This window comes from Serratia sp. MYb239, from assembly GCF_002966855.1.
GTDB classification, from domain to species: Bacteria; Pseudomonadota; Gammaproteobacteria; order Enterobacterales; family Enterobacteriaceae; genus Serratia_B; species Serratia_B rhizosphaerae.
The window spans coordinates 897271-915257 of sequence record NZ_CP023268.1 but is presented as its reverse complement, the minus strand read 5'-3'; the positions used below and the strand labels follow the sequence as shown (position 1 = coordinate 915257).

The 17987-nt window shown below is 60.1% G+C and carries 16 protein-coding genes and 1 tRNA gene; 6 read left to right on the top strand and 11 right to left on the bottom strand.

Going from position 1 to position 17987, the window contains the following annotated elements; all coding sequences use genetic code 11:
• Nucleotides 1-48 precede the first annotated feature (48 nt).
• Nucleotides 49-2247, top strand: a complete 2199-nt coding sequence (locus tag CLM71_RS04315) for a TonB-dependent siderophore receptor (protein ID WP_105229906.1) — start codon at nt 49-51, stop codon at nt 2245-2247.
• A gap of 41 nt (nt 2248-2288) precedes the next feature.
• Here the strand turns inward: CLM71_RS04315 and CLM71_RS04310 are convergent, their stop codons facing one another.
• From CLM71_RS04310 to dalD, 3 genes are all read right to left on the bottom strand, one after another.
• Nucleotides 2289-3569: an RbtT/DalT/CsbX family MFS transporter gene (locus CLM71_RS04310; RefSeq protein WP_105229905.1), complete on the bottom strand. Its 1281-nt coding sequence runs from the start codon at nt 3567-3569 to the stop codon at nt 2289-2291.
• A gap of 68 nt (nt 3570-3637) precedes the next feature.
• The gene (xylB, locus tag CLM71_RS04305; RefSeq protein ID WP_105229904.1) at nt 3638-5101 is read right to left on the bottom strand and encodes a xylulokinase; all 1464 of its coding nucleotides are present in this window, start codon (nt 5099-5101) and stop codon (nt 3638-3640) included.
• A 9-nt stretch (nt 5102-5110) separates the two neighbouring features.
• Nucleotides 5111-6481 (bottom strand): D-arabinitol 4-dehydrogenase, encoded by a 1371-nt coding sequence (gene dalD / locus CLM71_RS04300; RefSeq protein WP_105229903.1) that lies wholly within the window; start codon nt 6479-6481, stop codon nt 5111-5113.
• Nucleotides 6482-6764: 283 nt separating this feature from the next.
• On the opposite strand from dalD, the gene CLM71_RS04295 reads away from it, so the two are divergent.
• Nucleotides 6765-7706 (top strand): sugar-binding transcriptional regulator, encoded by a 942-nt coding sequence (locus tag CLM71_RS04295; protein ID WP_105229902.1) that lies wholly within the window; start codon nt 6765-6767, stop codon nt 7704-7706.
• A 95-nt stretch (nt 7707-7801) separates the two neighbouring features.
• Here the strand turns inward: CLM71_RS04295 and CLM71_RS04290 are convergent.
• Nucleotides 7802-7878: transfer RNA gene (locus CLM71_RS04290), tRNA-Asp, on the bottom strand.
• Between the two features lie 156 nt (nt 7879-8034).
• Entirely contained in the window at nt 8035-8772 is a 738-nt protein-coding gene (gene dnaQ, locus CLM71_RS04285) for a DNA polymerase III subunit epsilon (protein WP_105229901.1), read from the bottom strand.
• A gap of 72 nt (nt 8773-8844) precedes the next feature.
• Between dnaQ and rnhA the strand changes: the two genes are divergently transcribed.
• On the top strand, nt 8845-9312 hold the full coding sequence (gene rnhA, locus CLM71_RS04280) for a ribonuclease HI (RefSeq protein WP_015671062.1): 468 nt from the start codon (nt 8845-8847) through the stop codon (nt 9310-9312).
• On the opposite strand, the gene CLM71_RS04275 is transcribed toward rnhA, so the two are convergent.
• Nucleotides 9313-10032 carry a class I SAM-dependent methyltransferase gene (locus CLM71_RS04275; RefSeq protein ID WP_105229900.1) on the bottom strand — a complete coding sequence of 240 codons (720 nt, stop codon included), beginning with the start codon at nt 10030-10032 and terminating at the stop codon, nt 9313-9315.
• Between the two features lie 44 nt (nt 10033-10076).
• On the opposite strand from CLM71_RS04275, the gene gloB reads away from it, so the two are divergent.
• Together gloB and mltD are read left to right on the top strand one after the other, a co-directional pair.
• Entirely contained in the window at nt 10077-10832 is a 756-nt protein-coding gene (gloB, locus tag CLM71_RS04270) for a hydroxyacylglutathione hydrolase (RefSeq protein ID WP_105229899.1), read from the top strand.
• A gap of 72 nt (nt 10833-10904) precedes the next feature.
• Complete coding sequence (gene mltD / locus CLM71_RS04265; RefSeq protein WP_105229898.1) at nt 10905-12296, top strand: murein transglycosylase D; 1392 nt, start codon at nt 10905-10907, stop codon at nt 12294-12296.
• 58 nt (nt 12297-12354) lie between these two features.
• On the opposite strand, the gene CLM71_RS04260 is transcribed toward mltD, so the two are convergent.
• Nucleotides 12355-13134 (bottom strand): endonuclease/exonuclease/phosphatase family protein, encoded by a 780-nt coding sequence (locus tag CLM71_RS04260; protein WP_105229897.1) that lies wholly within the window; start codon nt 13132-13134, stop codon nt 12355-12357.
• Between the two features lie 300 nt (nt 13135-13434).
• On the opposite strand from CLM71_RS04260, the gene yafC reads away from it, so the two are divergent.
• On the top strand, nt 13435-14331 hold the full coding sequence (yafC, locus tag CLM71_RS04255; RefSeq protein WP_105229896.1) for a DNA-binding transcriptional regulator YafC: 897 nt from the start codon (nt 13435-13437) through the stop codon (nt 14329-14331).
• 56 nt (nt 14332-14387) lie between these two features.
• Here yafC and CLM71_RS04250 read toward each other — a convergent pair whose 3' ends face one another.
• From CLM71_RS04250 to CLM71_RS04235, 4 genes are read right to left on the bottom strand one after another with little or no spacing between them, the layout of a single operon-like run.
• Nucleotides 14388-15617, bottom strand: coding sequence for a beta-ketoacyl-ACP synthase (locus tag CLM71_RS04250; protein ID WP_105229895.1), 1230 nt, complete (start codon nt 15615-15617; stop codon nt 14388-14390).
• Nucleotides 15614-16345 (bottom strand): 3-ketoacyl-ACP reductase FabG2, encoded by a 732-nt coding sequence (locus CLM71_RS04245; protein WP_105229894.1) that lies wholly within the window; start codon nt 16343-16345, stop codon nt 15614-15616. The genes CLM71_RS04250 and CLM71_RS04245 overlap by 4 nt, the downstream gene beginning before the upstream one ends.
• Nucleotides 16342-16815 carry a 3-hydroxy-fatty acyl-ACP dehydratase gene (locus tag CLM71_RS04240; protein ID WP_105229893.1) on the bottom strand — a complete coding sequence of 158 codons (474 nt, stop codon included), beginning with the start codon at nt 16813-16815 and terminating at the stop codon, nt 16342-16344. Before CLM71_RS04240 ends, CLM71_RS04245 begins: the two co-directional genes overlap by 4 nt.
• Complete coding sequence (locus CLM71_RS04235) at nt 16812-17984, bottom strand: beta-ketoacyl-[acyl-carrier-protein] synthase family protein (RefSeq protein ID WP_105229892.1); 1173 nt, start codon at nt 17982-17984, stop codon at nt 16812-16814. Before CLM71_RS04235 ends, CLM71_RS04240 begins: the two co-directional genes overlap by 4 nt.
• Between the last annotated feature and the right edge of the window lie 3 nt (nt 17985-17987).

Sequence of the window (17987 nt, the reverse complement as noted above, 5' to 3'; positions counted from 1 at the left end):
CGCCGGGATGCGCAATAATCACAACAACGGGAAAGATTGAGAATAACGATGAAACGCAAGCACCTCTGGATACTGAATCCCTGCCTGCTGGCCATGCTGGCGCCGACCGCCTGGGCGGACGATCAAAAAAATGAAGACCAGTTGGTCGTTTCCGCCAACCGTATGCACCGCAGCGCGACGGAAATGGCGCAGACAACCTGGGTGATTGAAAGCCAGGAAATTGAACAGCAGGTGCAGGGCGGCAAAGAGATCAAAGAGATCCTCGCCCAGCTGATCCCGGGGATGGACGTCAGCAGCCAGGGGCGCACCAACTACGGCATGAACATGCGCGGCCGTTCGATGCTGGTAATGATTGACGGCGTGCGCCAGAACTCCTCGCGCACCGACAGCCGTCAGCTCGATTCGATCGACCCGTTCAATATCGACCATATTGAAGTGATCTCCGGCGCTACTTCGCTGTTCGGCGGCGGCAGCACCGGCGGCCTGGTGAATATCGTCACCAAAAAAGGCCAGCAGGAAAAACAGGTGGAGCTGCAAATCGGCGGCAAAACCGGCTTCGGCGGCCATAACGACCACGATGAAAACGTGGCGGCGGCGGTCAGCGGCGGTAACGAACACGCCTCCGGGCGCCTGTCGGTCTCCTATCAGCGCTACGGCGGCTGGTATGACGGCAAGGGCAAAGAGGTATTGATCGACAATACCCAAACCGGCCTGCAATATTCCGACCGCATCGACGTGATGGGCACCGGCACCCTGAATATTGACGACCACCAGCAGCTGCAGCTGACCACCCAATATTACAAAAGCCAGTCCGACGGCGACCACGGCCTGTATCTGGGAGAGAATTTCTCGGCGGTCACCGGCAACGGCACCGCCTCCAACAGCGGTAATCTCAACTCCGACCGTATTCCCGGCACCGAACGTCATCTGATCAACCTGCAGTACTCCAACACCGATTTCTGGGGCCAGGATCTGGTGGCGCAGGTCTATTACCGCGATGAGTCGCTGACCTTCTACCCGTTCCCGACCCTGAGCAAACAGGGCGACGTCACCAGCATCGGCGCGTCGCAGCAGAAAACCGACTTCTACGGCGGCAAGCTGACGCTGAACAGCAAGCCGGTCGACGGCCTGACGCTGACCTACGGCGTCGACGCCGAGCATGAAAGCTTTAACGCCAACCAGCAGTTCTTCGATCTGGATAAGGCGAAGCAGTCCGGCGGCATGCACCTGGAGAACAGCTACAACGTCGGCCGTTACCCCAGCTACACCACCACCAACCTGGCGCCGTTCCTGCAGGCCAGCTACGACATCAACCCAATCTTCACCCTGAGCGGCGGCGTGCGCTATCAGTACACCGAGAACAAGGTGGATGATTTCGTCGGCTACGCGCAGCAGCAGGGCATCGCCAACGGCCTGGCCAACTCCGCCGACGCCGTGCCGGGCGGTAAAACCAGCTACAACAACGCGCTGTTCAACGCCGGCCTGCTGGCACACCTGACCGAACGCCAGCAGCTGTGGTTCAACTTCTCGCAGGGCTTCGAGATCCCGGATATCGCCAAATACTACGGTTCTGGCAACTATGATCTGGTTAACGGCCACTATCAGCTGAAAAACAGCGTCAACGTCAATGACTCCAAGCTCGACGGCATCAAGGTCAACGCTTACGAGCTGGGCTGGCGCTACACCGGCGATAACCTGCGCACGCAGGTGGCGGCTTACTACTCGCTGTCCGACAAGACCATTTCGATCAACAAGACCGATATGACCATCAACCTCGACGACGATAAGCGCCGGATTTACGGCGTGGAAGGGGCGGTGGATTACTTCTTCGACGACGGCGAATGGAGCACTGGCGCAACCTTCAACCTGATCAAGTCGCAGACCAAGGTTGACGGCAAGTGGGAGAAACTGACGGTCGATACCGCCAGCCCGTCAAAAGCCACCGCTTACGTCGCCTGGGCGCCGGGCGACTGGAACCTGCGCATGCAGTCGCAGCAGACCTTTGACGTCTCCGATGCCGACGGTAAAAAAATCGACGGCTATAACACCGTCGATTTCCTGGGCAGCTACATGCTGCCGGTGGGGAAAATCAGCTTCAGCATCGAGAACCTGCTGGACAAAGACTACACCACCACCTGGGGCCAGCGGGCGCCGTACCTGTACAGCCCGACCTACGGCGCGCCTGAGCTGTATAGCTACAAAGGCCGCGGCCGCACCTTTGGTCTGAACTACTCGGTACTGTTCTGATCCCTGCCCGAACGGGGGCGCGCCGCGCCCCCGCTTTTCCCTTATGACGATATCCCGGCGGTTTCGCCCTCGCCGCTTGTCTGCCGGCCAATTCCCGGCTGCTCGACGCGAATCAGCGGACAGAGGAAAAACGCCAGCACATACAGCGCCGTGTACGCCACCACCACGCCGATGGTGCTGAAGTACGGCAGCAGCACCACCGCAATCGCCGGCGCCAGGAAGTTCGACATGCCGGCGGACAGGTTATACACCGAAATCGCCGCGCCTTTATGCTTCGGCTCCAGCGCCGGGAACACCGCCGCCATCGGCACGAATGCCGCGACGAAGATCCCCAGGGCAACCGCCGGAATCAACGCCATGGCGAAGTTATGGCCGAAATGCTGCGGGATGTAGTAAAACGCCAGACTGGAGAGCGCCATGCCTACGCAGCCGAACCAGCGCACCACCTTCATCCAGCCCATCTTCTCCGCCACAATGCCCCAGAATACGTTGGAGAAAATGGTGGTAAAGAAGAACACCGCCCATACCTGCAGCCACTCCGGCGTGGTGAAGCCCAGCTCATCGACGAACATCAGCGGCATAATGACCGCAAAGCCGAACAGCGACAGCGTGTTGATAATACGCACCATGCTGGAGAGCAGAATGCTGCGGTTGGTGTACAGCAGCGTCACCGCGCGGCTCAGTTCGCCGAACTTCTCGCGGGTGGTGAGGTTGCGCATATGGCGCGGCGTTTCGGTATTGCGCAGCGCCACCATCGAGATAATGCCGCCGATCACACAGAACACCAGCGCCAGCCACAGGGTGCCCAACTCACCGATCTGCGGAATGGTAAAGCTCGGAATATAGCTGCCGAGCACGCCGATGCCGATGGAATACACCGCCCAGAACCAGCCCAGCGCCGAGCTCGCCCTGTCGCTCGGCACGTTATGCACGATGGCGACGATAAAGGCATACAAGAACAGCGGATAGGCCAGGCCGCGAATGCCGTAAAACAGCAGAATCAGCGGATAGTTGGCATCGCCCAGGCCGAACACCAGGAACAGCACGTGGAAAATGCACCACATGACAAAGCCGATCATCATGGTTTTCTGCGGAGTGATAATCTCCGCCACCACGCCGGAGATCCAGGCGGCCAGCGCCGCCGCCAGCCCGTAAAGGGTGAAGGCGAAAGAGGCCTGCGCCGGCGTAAAGCCCAGCTCTTTAATGTAGTGCGACAGGAAGGCCAGCTCGAAACCGTCGCCGGTCATAAAGACCGCAATGGCGATATATCCCCATATCAGGTTCAGGGGCAGTCCGAGCCACTGTTTGTTGTTTACCGACATAATGACCTCGTTTTCAGGGTACCGAGGGCCGCCCTGCGAGCGGCCGCGATGTATTATTGTTATTAAAATCAGTGCTTACGGTAATTCAGGTCGTTGACATACAGCGCATTGAACTGCGCATAGCGCGTCATCAGCCGCTGATGGCGCGCCGCCTCCGGCCGCCAGGTGCGGAAGATTTCCGGCTTTTCACACACCGCCGCCAGCGGCTTGCCGGCCGCCAGGCAGGCCAGACGCGCCGCGCCCAGCGCGCCGCCGGTTTCGCCGCCTTTATGCGTCACCACCGGCAAATTCAGGATGTCTGCCAGCAGCTGCGCCCAGAACGGGCTGCGGGCGCCTCCGCCCACCAGCGAACACTGTTCGATACGGGTGCCGCTCTCCTGCAGCACCCGCAGTCCGTCCGCCATGCCGAAGCTCACGCCTTCCAGCACCGCGTAGCCCATCAATGCGCGCTGGCTGGCATGGTTCAGCCCCCAGAACATGCCGCCCGCATCCGGGTCGTTATGCGGCGTGCGTTCGCCGGACAGGTACGGCAGAAACAGCGGCGCGGCGGCTTTTTCTTCCTCGCTCAGCTGGGCGATCTCCTCCAGCAGCGCGTTTTCCGTGACCCCCACCAGCCGGCAGAACCACTGCAGACAGCTGGCGGCGCTGAGCATCACGCTCATCTGGTGCCACAGATTCGGCAGCACGTGACAAAAAGCGTGCACCGCCGACTGCGGCGCCGGCCGGTAAGCCTCCGTCACCACAAACAGCACGCCGGAGGTGCCCAGCGAAATAAACGCATCGCCCGGCGACACCGCGCCGACGCCGATGGCGCTGACGGCGTTATCACCGCCGCCGCCGGCCACCAGCACCGATGGGTTCAGCCCCCAGCGCGCGGCCAGCTGCGGCTCCAGCGTGGCGGAAACCTCACAGCCTTCCACCAGCGCCGGCATATGACGCCGCGACAGGCCGCACTTATCCAACAGCGCGTCCGACCAGTCGCGGCGCGCCACGTCCAGCCACAGCGTGCCGGCTGCGTCCGACATATCGGAGATTTTTTTACCGGTCATTTGGTAGCGCAGATAATCCTTCGGCAGCAGTACCGTCGCGATGCGGGCAAAATTGTCCGGTTCATGGCGGCGCACCCACAGCAGCTTCGGCGCGGTGAAGCCCGGCATGGCCAGATTGCCGGCCACCTGATGCAGTTCCGGCGCGATGTCTTCCAGTTCCACGCACTCCTGCGCGCTGCGGGTGTCGTTCCACAAAATAGCCGGCCGAATAACCTCATCGTTGTCATCCAGCAACACCGCGCCGTGCATCTGCCCGGACAGCCCTATCGCCTTGATGGCTGACCAGTGCTGGCCGCACTTTTCACGCAGCGTGGCCATCAGATAGTCCGTCGCTTCCCACCAGGCCTGCGGCGCTTGTTCCGACCAATGCGGCTGCGGCCGCTGGATGGTCAGCGGCGCGCTGTGGCTGGCGACAATCGCGCCATTTTCATCCACGATCAGCGCCTTGACTTCGGATGTGCCAAGATCGATGCCTAAATACATAGCCGCCCCTCAGTTAATCAGCGCGTAAACCGCGGCAATCTTCTCGCGCAGCAGCGCGACAAAATCCGCCCGCTGCGTCAGTTCGCCAAACAGCGCGCTGTCCTGCGCATAGGCGGCAATCGGATCGTCCGATTCGAACATCGCATGCACCGCCGGCGCATTGAGAATGCCGTCCTGATAGTCGTACGGCAGCCCCCCCTGATGCCATCGCTCCATAAAGACAAAGAACAGCGCCGGCAGCATGGCGGTGGCCTCCGGCCGCGCGCCGCGCTGGTAGCACTCCTGCAGGGTAGGTGCAATCATCGCCGGGATCTTGGAGAAGCCGTCCGCCGCCACCCGCTGGTTGGTATCCTGAATATGGGGATTGGTGAAACGCTTGAGCACCACGTCGCGGTAGGTGGGCAGATCGATGCCGTTGTCCCCTAAGCTTGGGATCACGTCCTGTGTGACATAGCGGTCGGCAATGGCGTAAACCGCGGCGGTCAGCGTACTCTCATGGATATATTGCTGACCGAGCAGCGTACCGGCCCAGGCGATGCAGCTGTGCGAAGCGTTAAGAATGCGGATTTTCGCCTCTTCGTAAGGGATCACCGATTCCACCAGCTCCACGCCCACGGCGGCCAAGTCCGGGCATCCGGCGCGGAAATTGTCTTCCACCACCCACTGGATAAAGCTCTCCCCCATCACCGGCGCTTGATCGTCGATCCCGGTTTGCGCCTTGATGCGCGCCGGCAGATCCGCCGCCGGACGCGGCGTGATGCGGTCAACCATGGTATTCGGACAGCTGGCGTTGGCCGCCAGCCAGTCGCTGACCGCGCTTTTGCCGGTCAGCTGCAGGAATTCCGTCAGCCCGTCGTGGAAGCGATCGCCGTTGTGGCGCACGTTGTCGCAGCTCAGCAGCGTTAACGGCCCGGCATTCTGCGCCATCCGCTGTTCCAGAATTTTGGTAATCGCGCCGTAAATGGTTTTGCAGTCGCCGTTCAGGTCGGCCGCCAAATCGGCATTCTCCACGTCCAGTTTGTGGCGGGTATTCAGGTAGTAGCCGCCTTCGGTCACGGTAAACGCGATCACTTTCGTCTGCGGCCGGGCGCCCTCCTCAATCAGCGGCTGCAGATCCGGCTGCCACGGCAACAGCGTCTGAATCGAAGTAATCTCTTCATACTCGCGCTCGCCGTCCGGGCTGACGGTTTCCAGCACATAGCGCCCGTCTTGCGCCGCCAGCGCCTGCACCACCTGTTCCGCATCATTACGGATATTGCCGGCGGCAATATGCCAGCGCCGGTCACCGCCGGCGATCAGACGGTGCAGATACCACGCCTGATGCGCGCGGTGAAAAGATCCCAGACCGATATGCAGCCACGTGTTTTGATCGTTGTTCATGATTCAACTCCCCAGTACGGTTATGCCGCCCACTGTAGATGATCATTTGAGTTGAATAAGAGCCATGGATCACAAAAGAGCAAAAGACCAATAAAATTACATATGACCAATAGTGAGCAAATAACTTGCCTGAAGACATAGCTGACGACACAATGAAGGCCTTATTCCGACAGGCGCTTTTCCGCTTTCATTCACATGCGGACAGCGCGCTGGCAGAGGCTCCCCCGCGCGCATGACGCCGCTACCGGGGGCGGGCGTGCGGCTTTTACCTGAGGCAAAGTTCGTGAGTAAAGAAGATGATATCCGGCTGGATCAAAAGGTCCGCGCCGCGTGGATGTACTACATCGCCGGTCTTAACCAGAGCGAAATCGCCAGCCAGCTCGGCACATCACGGCCGGTAGTGCAACGGCTGATCGCGGCGGCAAAGGAAGAAGGCATTGTCTCGATCGGGCTGCATCACCCGGTGGCCAACTGTCTGGACTATGCGCAGCTGCTGCAGGAAAAATATCGCCTGCTGGAGTGTAACGTGGTGCCGGCTTACGGCGGCAAGGGAACGCTGGACAGCGTCTCTTTCGGCTGCCAGCAAATCATGGCGCGCTACCTGCGTGACGCCGAGGCCAAGGTGATCGGCATCGGCTCCGGGTTGACGCTGAAAAAAACCATCCACCGCATCGACTTCAGCAGCCAGAACGCCCGCTGCGTCGCCCTGATCAGCGCCATGAACGAAAACGGCGAGTGTAACTATTACGACGATGTGCCGCTGCTGCTGGCGCGGAAAATCCAGGCGAAGTACTACCAATGGCCCGCACCGCGCTACGCGCAAACCACGCAGGAACACGCCATGTGGAGCGGCAGCCGGCTGTACCGCAACGTCTCGGCGGTGGCGGAAAACTCGGACGTGATCTTTGTCGGCATCGGCGCATTGGGCACGCAAAGCCCGATCTTCAAAGACGGCTTTATCGACCAGCCGCAGCTCGCCGAGCTGACCGCTCTCGGTGGGGTCGGTGAAATTCTGGGGCGCTTTATCGACGGTGACGGGGAAGTGCTCGACTGTGCGATCAACCGGCGCAATACCAGCTACGATATCCGCCGCAGCGATTGCCCGCGCATCGCCGCAGCCTGCGGTGAAGATAAACGGCCGGCGATACTGGCGGCGCTGAAAGGCGGCTGGATCAATGGGCTGGTGACCGACGAGCACAGCGCCCGCTGGCTGCTGACGCGCTGAACCCGACGCTGCGCACACCGCGCGGCGCAGGATGCGCTGAATCGCAGAAACGAAAAGGCCCGATGTTATTTGTTAATAACATCGGGCCTGAATAGTGGCGGAACGGACGGGGCTCGAACCCGCGACCCCCTGCGTGACAGGCAGGTATTCTAACCAACTGAACTACCGCTCCGCGTCGTTCCCTCTTGCGGGGGAACGACGCGAATATTACGGATGAGCGCGCATTCCGTCAACGCCTTTTTTTCGGGAAAAACGCCGTTTGCACAGTTTTTCAGCTAACCGGACAAGCGAGTGATTTTATTGCGCTTTTTTTCGCCGCGAAACGCCGTTATTCTACGCGCCACAGGCAGTTGCCGCCGCCCTTTTTCGCCACCAGATCCAGGCGCGCCTCATGGGCAACCAGCTCTTCATCGCTGGCGTACACCACTTTCATCGCATTAGCCGGACGCACGATACGCTGCACCTCCTGCACCGAGTCGCTCTGCTGGGTATCCCCTTCCATCTGGAACGCCATCGAAGTCTGGCCGCCGGTCATCGCCAGATAGACTTCCGCCAGGATCTCGGCATCGAGCAATGCGCCGTGCAGCGTACGCTTGCTGTTGTCGATTTCGTAGCGGCTGCACAAGGCATCCAGGTTGTTGCGCTTGCCCGGGAACAGGCGGCGCGCCATCATCAGGCTATCGGTGATGGTACAGAAGGTATCGGTATTCGGGATATCCCGCTGCAGCATGCGGAATTCGTGATCCATAAAGCCGATATCGAACGATGCGTTATGAATAACGAGTTCGCCGCCTCGGATAAAGTCGAGAAACTCGTCGGCAATCTGATCGAAGGTGGGCTTGTCAGCCAGGAATTCATCGCTGATGCCGTGAACGCCGTAGGCTTCCGGATCCACCAGCCGATCGGGTTTGACATACACATGATAGTGGCGGCCGGTCAAACGCCGGTTGATCACCTCTACCGCACCGATTTCGATGATGCGGTGCCCTTCATAGTGAACCCCTAGCTTGTTCATACCGGTGGTTTCGGTATCAAGAACGATCTGTCTGGTTGGTGTAGTGATCATATTGCAGTGCTCATCGCGCTCGTTTATGTCAGACTTGGCTTTTAAAACCTAATTAGGAAGAGTCTACCAGAGATGCTCAAACAGGTAGAAATTTTCACCGACGGCTCATGCCTTGGCAACCCCGGCCCCGGTGGTTACGGCGCTATTTTGCGCTACAAGCAGACGGAAAAAAGCCTCAGCGCCGGCTATCGGCTCACCACCAACAACCGCATGGAGCTGATGGCGGCGATTGTCGCGCTGGAAACCCTGACCGCCCCCTGTGCGGTGGTGCTCAGCACCGACAGCCAGTACGTCCGTCAGGGGATCACCCAGTGGATCCACAACTGGAAAAAGCGCGGCTGGAAAACCGCCGACAAAAAGCCGGTCAAGAATGTCGATCTGTGGCAACGGCTGGATCTGGCGATCGCCCGCCATACCGTGCAGTGGGAATGGGTCAAGGGCCATGCGGGCCATCCGGAGAATGAACGCTGCGACGTGCTGGCGCGCGAGGCGGCCGGCAACCCGACTCAGGAAGACAGCGGCTATCAGCCGGACGCCTGATTACGGCAGTTTGCGGTAGCTCTTGGTCGCGCCGACCGCGCGGCCAAGGGACGGTTTACGCGCCCCCATTCTCAGCGGCGTCGGCGTCAGCGGCAAGGTGCGCTTACGCGCCACTATCAAGCTCATACAGCCCAGCGCTGGCAGATGCGTGCTGAGAAACTGCCCCCCTTTGCGATGCCACGGCAACACGTGGAAGCGCGTCTGACAAAGCACTTCATAATTCAACAGGCTCAGCCAGTCCAACAGCCGCATCTGCGTGAACATGCGGCTGGCATACGGCTGACGCTGACGCAGCCGCGGCACCAGTTTTGCCAGCCCCAGCAGGCTGAACGGGTTAAAGGCGCTGATCACCAGCCAGCCGTCATCAACCAGAATGCGGTCCACCTCACGCAGCATACGGTGCGGATCGTCGGCGTAGGGCAGGCTGTGGGCCAGCAGGCAGGCATCCACCGACTTGGCGGCAAACGGCAGTTGGTAGACGTCGGCGCGCACCTGGAGCGCCGCGCCGCTCATCCCCACGTTGACCTGGTGGGAGATGGCGCACTTGTCAGTGGTCAGCTCCGCGCTCAGGCTGCCGATTTTCAACAGATGAAAACCAAACAGTTTCGGCCACCAGGGTTGCAACTGCTGCTCCAGCGCTGCACGATAATATTCCCCCCATGGCAACTCGGCCCACGACTGCGGACTATGAAGCTTTTGTAGAGTGTGGGCTGGTTTCATGATTTATTATCTTCTTTCAAGCCGTTGCCAACGAGAGGTGTCCCATGAATCTTATCAGCATTCCTGCCTTCCAGGACAATTACATTTGGTTATTAGACGACCAGCAAGGCCGCTGCGTCATTGTCGATCCGGGCGAGGCGCCGCCGGTGCTGGCGGCATTGCAGCGCCTGCAGCTGACGCCGGACGCCATCCTGCTGACCCACCATCACCACGACCACGTGGGCGGCGTCGCGCAAATTGTCGCGCAATATCCGGCCCTGCCGGTATACGGCCCGCAGGAAACCGCCGATAAAGGCGCGACGCAGGTGGTTAAAGGCGGTGATACGATCGATGTCGGCGGCAGAAACTATCAGGTGATGGCGGTTCCCGGCCATACGCTGGGCCATATCGCCTTTTACAGCGCTCCTTATCTGTTCTGCGGCGATACGCTGTTTTCCGCCGGCTGCGGACGTTTATTTGAAGGCACCGCAGAGCAGATGTACCACTCATTGCAACAATTCATGCAACTTCCCGATAACACCTTAATTTGCTGCGCTCATGAATATACGCTGGCAAATCTTAAGTTTGCACGGGCTATTCTGCCGCAAGATCGACAAATAGAAACATATCAGCAACAGGTTGAGGCATTACGGGCAAAAGGCCAACCCAGCCTGCCGACAACCCTGCAATTAGAGCGAAAAATAAACGTATTCTTACGTTGCCATGACACTGATTTACAAAAAGAATTAGGCTTTAACTCTCCACCGGACGACCTTGCTTCGGCTTTTTCCGAATTACGCCGCCGGAAGGATACCTTTTGAAGCTTTTGGTTGTGTTGATTGGCGAAGCACAGTATTATTGCTCGTCTTTTAAGCAACCACATTGACACACACATGAAGGCTAAAGCGATATTACTCGCCTCAGTCTTGCTTGTTGGTTGCCAGTCGTCCAAGCAGGACGCGCCGGCTCCAGAACAGCATGCACAGAGTTTGTCTTCGGCAGGTCAAGAAAGTGAAGCAGGAAAGTACACAGCAAATAGTCGAGCGAGCTCGGCGCAGTGGCTGAATAAAAACGGCAACAGCGCCCAGCAGCAAGATCTGTGGAACTTCATTAGCGACGAGCTGAAGATGGAGGTTCCGGAAAACTCCCGGATCCGTGAACAAAAAAGAAAGTATTTAAAAAGTAAGAGCTATCTCCACGATGTAACATTACGGGCTGAGCCGTACATGTACTGGATAGTCGAGCAGATTAAAAAACGCAATATGCCGATGGAACTGGTACTGCTACCCATAGTGGAGAGCGCTTTTGACCCACACGCGACCTCGAGCGCCAACGCCGCAGGGCTTTGGCAGATCGTGCCGCAAACGGGTCGTAACTATGGTTTAAAGAACAACAAATGGTATGACGGACGTCGTGACGTCGTCGCCTCAACCACGGCGGCGCTGAACATGATGGAATACCTGAACCGCATGTTTAAGGGCGACTGGCTGCTGACCGTTGCCGCCTATAACAGCGGCGAAGGTCGCGTGATGCGCGCCGTCAAGGCGAACCGCCGCCAGGGTAAACCGACCAACTTCTGGGCATTGTCGCTTCCGCGTGAAACGTCAATCTATGTCCCGAAAATGCTGGCGCTGAGCGAGATTATCAAGCACAGCAAAAAGTATGGCGTGCGTTTGCCGAAAACGGATGAAAGCCGGGCGCTGGCGCGTATCGACGTCGGCCAGCAGATGCGTCTGACCCAGGCGGCCGAGCTGTCCGGGCTGTCGCTGACCAAGATTAAGGCGTTTAATCCGGGTTACAAAAAAGGTGTGACCGCGCCTAACGGGCCTCATTACATCATGGTTCCCCAAGGGCATGCCGATCAGCTGAAAGGGTCGCTGGCTAACCGCGAGGTTGCCGTGACACAGCCAACCACCCAGTTGGCGAAAAACAGCGGCCTGACCGGCGGCAGTACCTATAAAGTGCGCTCCGGCGACACCTTATCGGGCATTGCCCAGCGGCTGAACCTCAGCACCAGCGATCTGCAGAGCTGGAACAACCTGCGCAGCAAAAGCACGCTGAAGGTTGGACAAACGCTGCAGGTAGCCCGCAATGGCGGCAGTAACAGCAGCATCACCTACCGCGTACGCAAAGGTGACTCGCTGGCCAGCATTGCGCGTCGTCACGGCGTTGAAATTAACGACGTGATGCGCTGGAACAGCGCGCTCGAACGCAAGAACAGCAGCTTGCAGCCGGGCCTGACGCTGACGTTGTTTGTGGACAACAATGCCTCGCCGGATACCTGACCGCGCGTAAACGTAAAAAAGCACCTTTCGAGGTGCTTTTTTATTGCCTGCAATCAGGCTAACGCGCCGGCTGAAACTCCACCAGCAGCGGATTATGATCCGAAGCGCGCGTCACCAACACCGACGCCTCCGCCACGCCCAAATCACGGTAGAACACAAAATCCAGCGGACGGCCAAAGGCTTTGCGCCGATGATCGTCAGTAAAGTTCACCTCGCGCAGCGCCATATCGCTGGCAAACTGATACAGCGCATTGATGCGCCTGCGGCTCCAGGCGTTAAAATCCCCCGCCATAATCACCGGCCCCTGATGGCTGGCAATCTGTTCGCCAATCGGCCCCAGCTGTTTACTGTAAACGTCCACGCCCAGGCTGAAGTTCACCGCATGGATGTTCACCACCATCAGCAATTCATCGTTAAATAACGGATAGACGGTAATCAGCGCCGATTTCGCCAGACGCAGCAGCGGCTCTTTTTCACGCAGCGGGCAACAATACACCGGGTGCGCCGCCGCCAGCGTCATCACGCCGGAGGGATGTTGCGGCAGGGAAAAAGCCGGCACCTGATCGGCCGCCAGATAGTTCGACGTGGCGAACTGCACCAGCTCCGGCGTGGTTTGCGCCTCCTGTAACAGTACCAGCTGCGCGTCTTTGCCAAAGCTTTTCAGCACCGACAGCCAGTCGGCGCGCTGCTGCTTGAAGATATTCCAGACCATCACCCGCAGCGCGCCGCCGGTAGGCAACGCGGCGCCCGGCGGCAACGGGGCATTGTGGGTGCCAGGGAAAATGCGTTCTACTGGCTGGCCTGCGACATACCGCATGGCGTAAGTTCGTTTCGGCACGCTATTCGCCTATTTCCCGTTGGATGAAAGGGCGGTAATTATTCCCGCCAACAATGAATTGATTATACGCCGCTCCTGCCCGCTTGTTAGGCTTTCCGCTGCATAACCTTAAATGTTATAGGGGCGACGCTGCGGGTTTTCAATCATAAAGGCGTCCCCCGTCTGTAAAGATAGTCGCTTATTTGCTGCCGCATTCAGTTCCCGCCACGCCGGTTCAGATTGATGACGCCCGTTATCCCCTTTATGCTTAACTGATAAAAATGCTCAAAGTTTTAAGTCAGCCTTGCTAGCGGAGCAACAATGAAAGCGAATTCGGATGAACTGATCACCTTTGTCACGGTGGTGGAAAACGGCAGTTTCAGCCGCGCGGCGGAGCGCCTGGGCCAGGCCAACTCCGTGGTGAGCCGCACGGTAAAAAAACTGGAAAACAAGCTGGGGGTGACCCTGCTCAACCGCACCACCCGGCAAATCAGTCTGACGCAGGAAGGAGAAAGCTATTTCCGCCAGGTGCAGAAGGTGCTGACAGAGATGGCGGCGGCGGAAAATACGCTGATGGAGAGCCGCCAGCGGCCGCAGGGGCTGCTGCGCGTCGATGCCGCCACGCCGGTGGTGCTGCATGTCCTGACGCCGCTGGTGGCCGAGTTCCGCACGCTGTATCCCGACATGTCGCTGTCGCTGGTCTCGTCGGAAACCTTTATCAATCTGATCGAACGCAAGGTGGATATCGCCATTCGCGTGGGGGAACTCACCGACTCCAGCCTGAAGGCGCGCAAACTGATGAACAGCTACCGTCAGGTGCTGGCCTCGCCGGCCTATCTGGAAAAATACGGCACGCCGACCACCGTGGAGGATCTGCATCAGCACTGCTGCATCGGCTTTAACGATCTGGTGGCGCTCAACCGCTGGCCGCTCTCCTGCGCCGACGGCCGTCAACTGGAGATCGAACCGGGGCTGACCAGCAACAGCGGTGAAACCCATCGCCATCTGTGCCTGTATGGCAACGGCATCGCCTGCCTGTCCGACTTTATGATTGGTGAAGACGTGAAGCGCGGCGATCTGGTGCCGATCCTGACCGAGCAGACGCTGCCGCTCGCCATGCCGATAAATGCGGTGTACTACAGCGACAGCGCGGTCAGTAACCGGCTGCGCAGCTTTATCGATTTTATCAGCGCACGTCTCGGCCCGGTTCAGCCATAAAACAGGCGCCTTACGGCGCCTGCGTCATGATGAGCGGCGGTTCCGCTCGGATATGGCTACGGCCAGCGGCGCAGAACCAGCGAGGTGTTAATGCCGCCGAAGGCGAAATTGTTCGACTGAACAAATTCGGTCTCAATGGCGCGGTAATCCCCCATGATGTAGTCCAGATCGCCGCAGGCGCTGTCCGGCTCGCTCAGGTTAATCGTCGGTGCAAACCGACCGTCGCGCATCATCTCCAGCGCCAGCCAGGCTTCCAGCGCACCGCAGGCGCCCAGCGTATGGCCGAAATAACTTTTCATCGACGAAATTGGCGTACGGTTGCCGTAGATCGCCGCGGTCGCCAGACTCTCGGCAATATCGCCCCGATCGGTAGCCGTGCCGTGCGCGCTGATATAACCGATATCCGCGGCCGTCAGACCGGCGGCATCCAGCGCCTGCTGAATGCAGATCTGCATGGTTTCACGCTGCGGCTGAGTAATATGTGCGGCGTCGCAGTTGGTGGCAAAGCCGACAATCTCGCCGTAAATCGTCGCGCCGCGCGCCTGCGCATGTTCCAGCGATTCGAGGATCAGCGTCGCCGCGCCTTCGCCGATCACCAGCCCGTCGCGCTGACGGTCAAACGGTCGCGGCGTCAAATCCGGCCGCTGATTCTGCTGGCTGGTGGCGAACAGGGTATCGAACACCGCCGCCTCTGACGGGCACAGCTCCTCCGCGCCCCCCGCCACCATCACCGTTTGGTAACCGTGGCGGATACTCTCATAGGCATAGCCAATCGCCTGGCTGCCGGAGGTGCAGGCGCTGGAGGTCGGGATCACCCGGCCGCGCAGGCCGAAAAACAGGCCGGTGTTGACCGCGGCGGTGTGCGGCATCATCCGCACATAGGTGGTGCCGGTAATATTGTGGGTGTGCTTTTCGGTCAGCATGGTGGCGAACTCGCTCACCGAGTCGGTGCTGCCGCTCGACGAACCGTAGGCGATGCCGGTCGCGCCGCTGGTCAGCACCGCGTCCTCCAGCAGGCCCGCCTGTCCGAGCGCCAGCTCGGTGGCGCGGGTCGCCAGCAGCGACACCCGCCCCATGGAACGAATGCGTTTACGCGTGTAGTGCTCCGGCAAGGTAAAGTCCTCTACCGGCGCGCCCAACCGCGCATTCAGCCCCCGATACGCTTCCCACTGAGCCATATAGCGCACCGCGCTTTTCCCCTGCCGCAGACGCGCGTCAATCTGCTGCCAGTCGTTGCCGAAGGCGGTGATGCCCGCCATGCCGGTGATCACCACCCGCTGCGTCATACCATGCCTCCGTTAATGGAAATCACCTGCCGCGTCACATAGCCGGCAATATCCGACATCAGGTAGCTGGCCAGCCCGGCAACCTCCTCCGCCGTGCCCATCCGTTTTAACGGAATGGCGCGCATCGCCTCATCCCGCGCCAGTGGCTCCATATCAATCATGCCGGTATCAATCAGCCCGGGAGCAATGCAGTTAACGGTGATTTTGCGCTTCGCCAGTTCAATCGCCAGCGCCTTGCAGGCGCCGATCACCCCCGCCTTGGCGGCGCTGTAGTTGACCTGCCCGCGGTTGCCCATCACGCCGGACACCGACGACAGTGCGATAATCCGCCCGCCTTTACGCAGACCGATCATCGGCATCACGCACGGATGCAGCACGTTATAAAAACTGTCGAGATTGGTGTGGATCACGCCGTCCCAGTCCCCGTCGCTCAGCGCCGGAAACGCGCCGTCACGGGTGATACCGGCGTTATTCACCACGCCGTAGTAGGCGCCGTGGCGCTCGATGTCCTGCTCCAGCCGCTCGCGGCACTGGACGCGGTCGCTGATGTCAAACTGAATCAGCCGCCCCTGACCGCCGGCCGCCGTAATGTGCTGCAGCGTCTGTTCTGCGCCGGCCCTGTCGCGGTGATAGTGCACCACCACATAAAAACCATCGGCCGCCAGACGGCAGGCGATCGCCTGCCCGATTCCTTTGCTGGCGCCGGTAACTAAAACGGAACGCGTCATGCGTTGCCCCCTGGATTGGTGAGTTGAGTAATTTCCTGTTGGTCGGGCTGGTAGGTATTAAGTCTGCCGTGTGCAACCTGCCGCCCATTCAGCGTCAGCGCGCATTCGAAACAGGCCAGCTTCTCATCCTGAAACAGCAGCCGGGCGCTGACCACCAGCTCACTGCCAGCGGCAAACGCCGGCTGCTCGCAGTGAATGGCGCGGCCGCCCAACAGCATGCCCAGCGCCGGCGGCCGGCCGGACTGGCGCCCGTGCCAGCCGCTCCAGACGCCGATGGTTTGCGCCATCAGTTCGACCGCATACCAGGCGGGCAGTGCGCCCTGTGCGTCGAGAAATGGCGCCAGCACGCCGCGATCGCAGACGCTGACCGCGCAGCAGGCGCCCTCTTTATCCACGCTGATGACCCGCTCCAACAGCACCATCGGCGCCGCATGCGGCAAATAGTATTCAGCAGCCTGATAACCACTCATGGCAGCGCTCCTAACAGCAGGCAGGCATTATTGCCGCCAAAAGCAAATGAATTCGATAAAATCGTCCGCCGCGTCAGCGCCTGCGGCGCGGTCAGCAGATCGATCGCCGCCAGCTCGTCATCGCGCGGTGCCTGGCTGAAATCCTGCGCTGGCAGCGGCAGATCTTCCGTCAGCAGCAGCCAGCTCAGCCCGGCCTCCACCGCGCCGGCGGCGCCCAGCGTATGGCCGGTCAGATGTTTGGTCGAACTGCACGGCGTGGCGGAGCCAAAGATACGCTGCACCACCTGCGCTTCCATCGCGTCATTCAAGCGGGTCGCGGTGCCGTGCAGGTTGATGTAGCCAATATCCTGCGGCTGCAGCCCGGCGCTCTGTAGCGCCATCGCCATCGCCCGTTCCGCCCCCAGCCCCTGCGGATGCGGCGCCGACATATGCCAGGCGTCGGACGATTCGCCCACGCCCAGCAGCGCCACCGGCGCCGGCTCTGAGCTCAGAAGGATCAGCGCCGCGCCTTCGCCGATATTGATGCCGCTGCGCCCTTGGGCAAACGGCGTACAGCGCGTTGCCGACAGCGACTCCAGGCTGCGGAAACCATTAATCGCCATCCGGCACAGGCTATCGGCGCCGCCGACAATCGCCGCATCCACCAGCCCGGCGTCGATCAGCCGTTTACCGCTGATGATCGCCCGCGTGCTGGAAGAACAGGCGGTCGACAGCGTATACGCCGGCCCCTGTACGCCAAGCAGCGCGCCAAGAAACTGAGCCGGATCGCCCAGCTCTTGCTGGGCATAATCATAGCCCGGCGGCCAGACGCCGTGCTGCTGGTAATACTGCAGCCCCAGCTCTCCTTCGTGGATCCCCGAGGTGCTGGTGCCGAGGATCACCGCCACGCGATCCGCGCCGTAGCGCGCTATCGCGTCCTCAACCTGCGGCGCAATCTGCGCCAACGCCGCCAGCAGCAGGCGGTTATTGCGCGAATCATGACGGCGCAACGTCGCCGGCACCGCCGGCAAGCTGTCTTCCACCGCGCCATACCATGACAGCTCATCGCCCAGCAGCCACTGGGTTTGCGGCTGCATGCCCGGCGCATGACCCGAACGCAGATTATGCGCGGTTTGCGCCAGAGTTGTGCCCAGGGCGCTGACCATGCCCAATGCGGAGAAATAAATCATCGC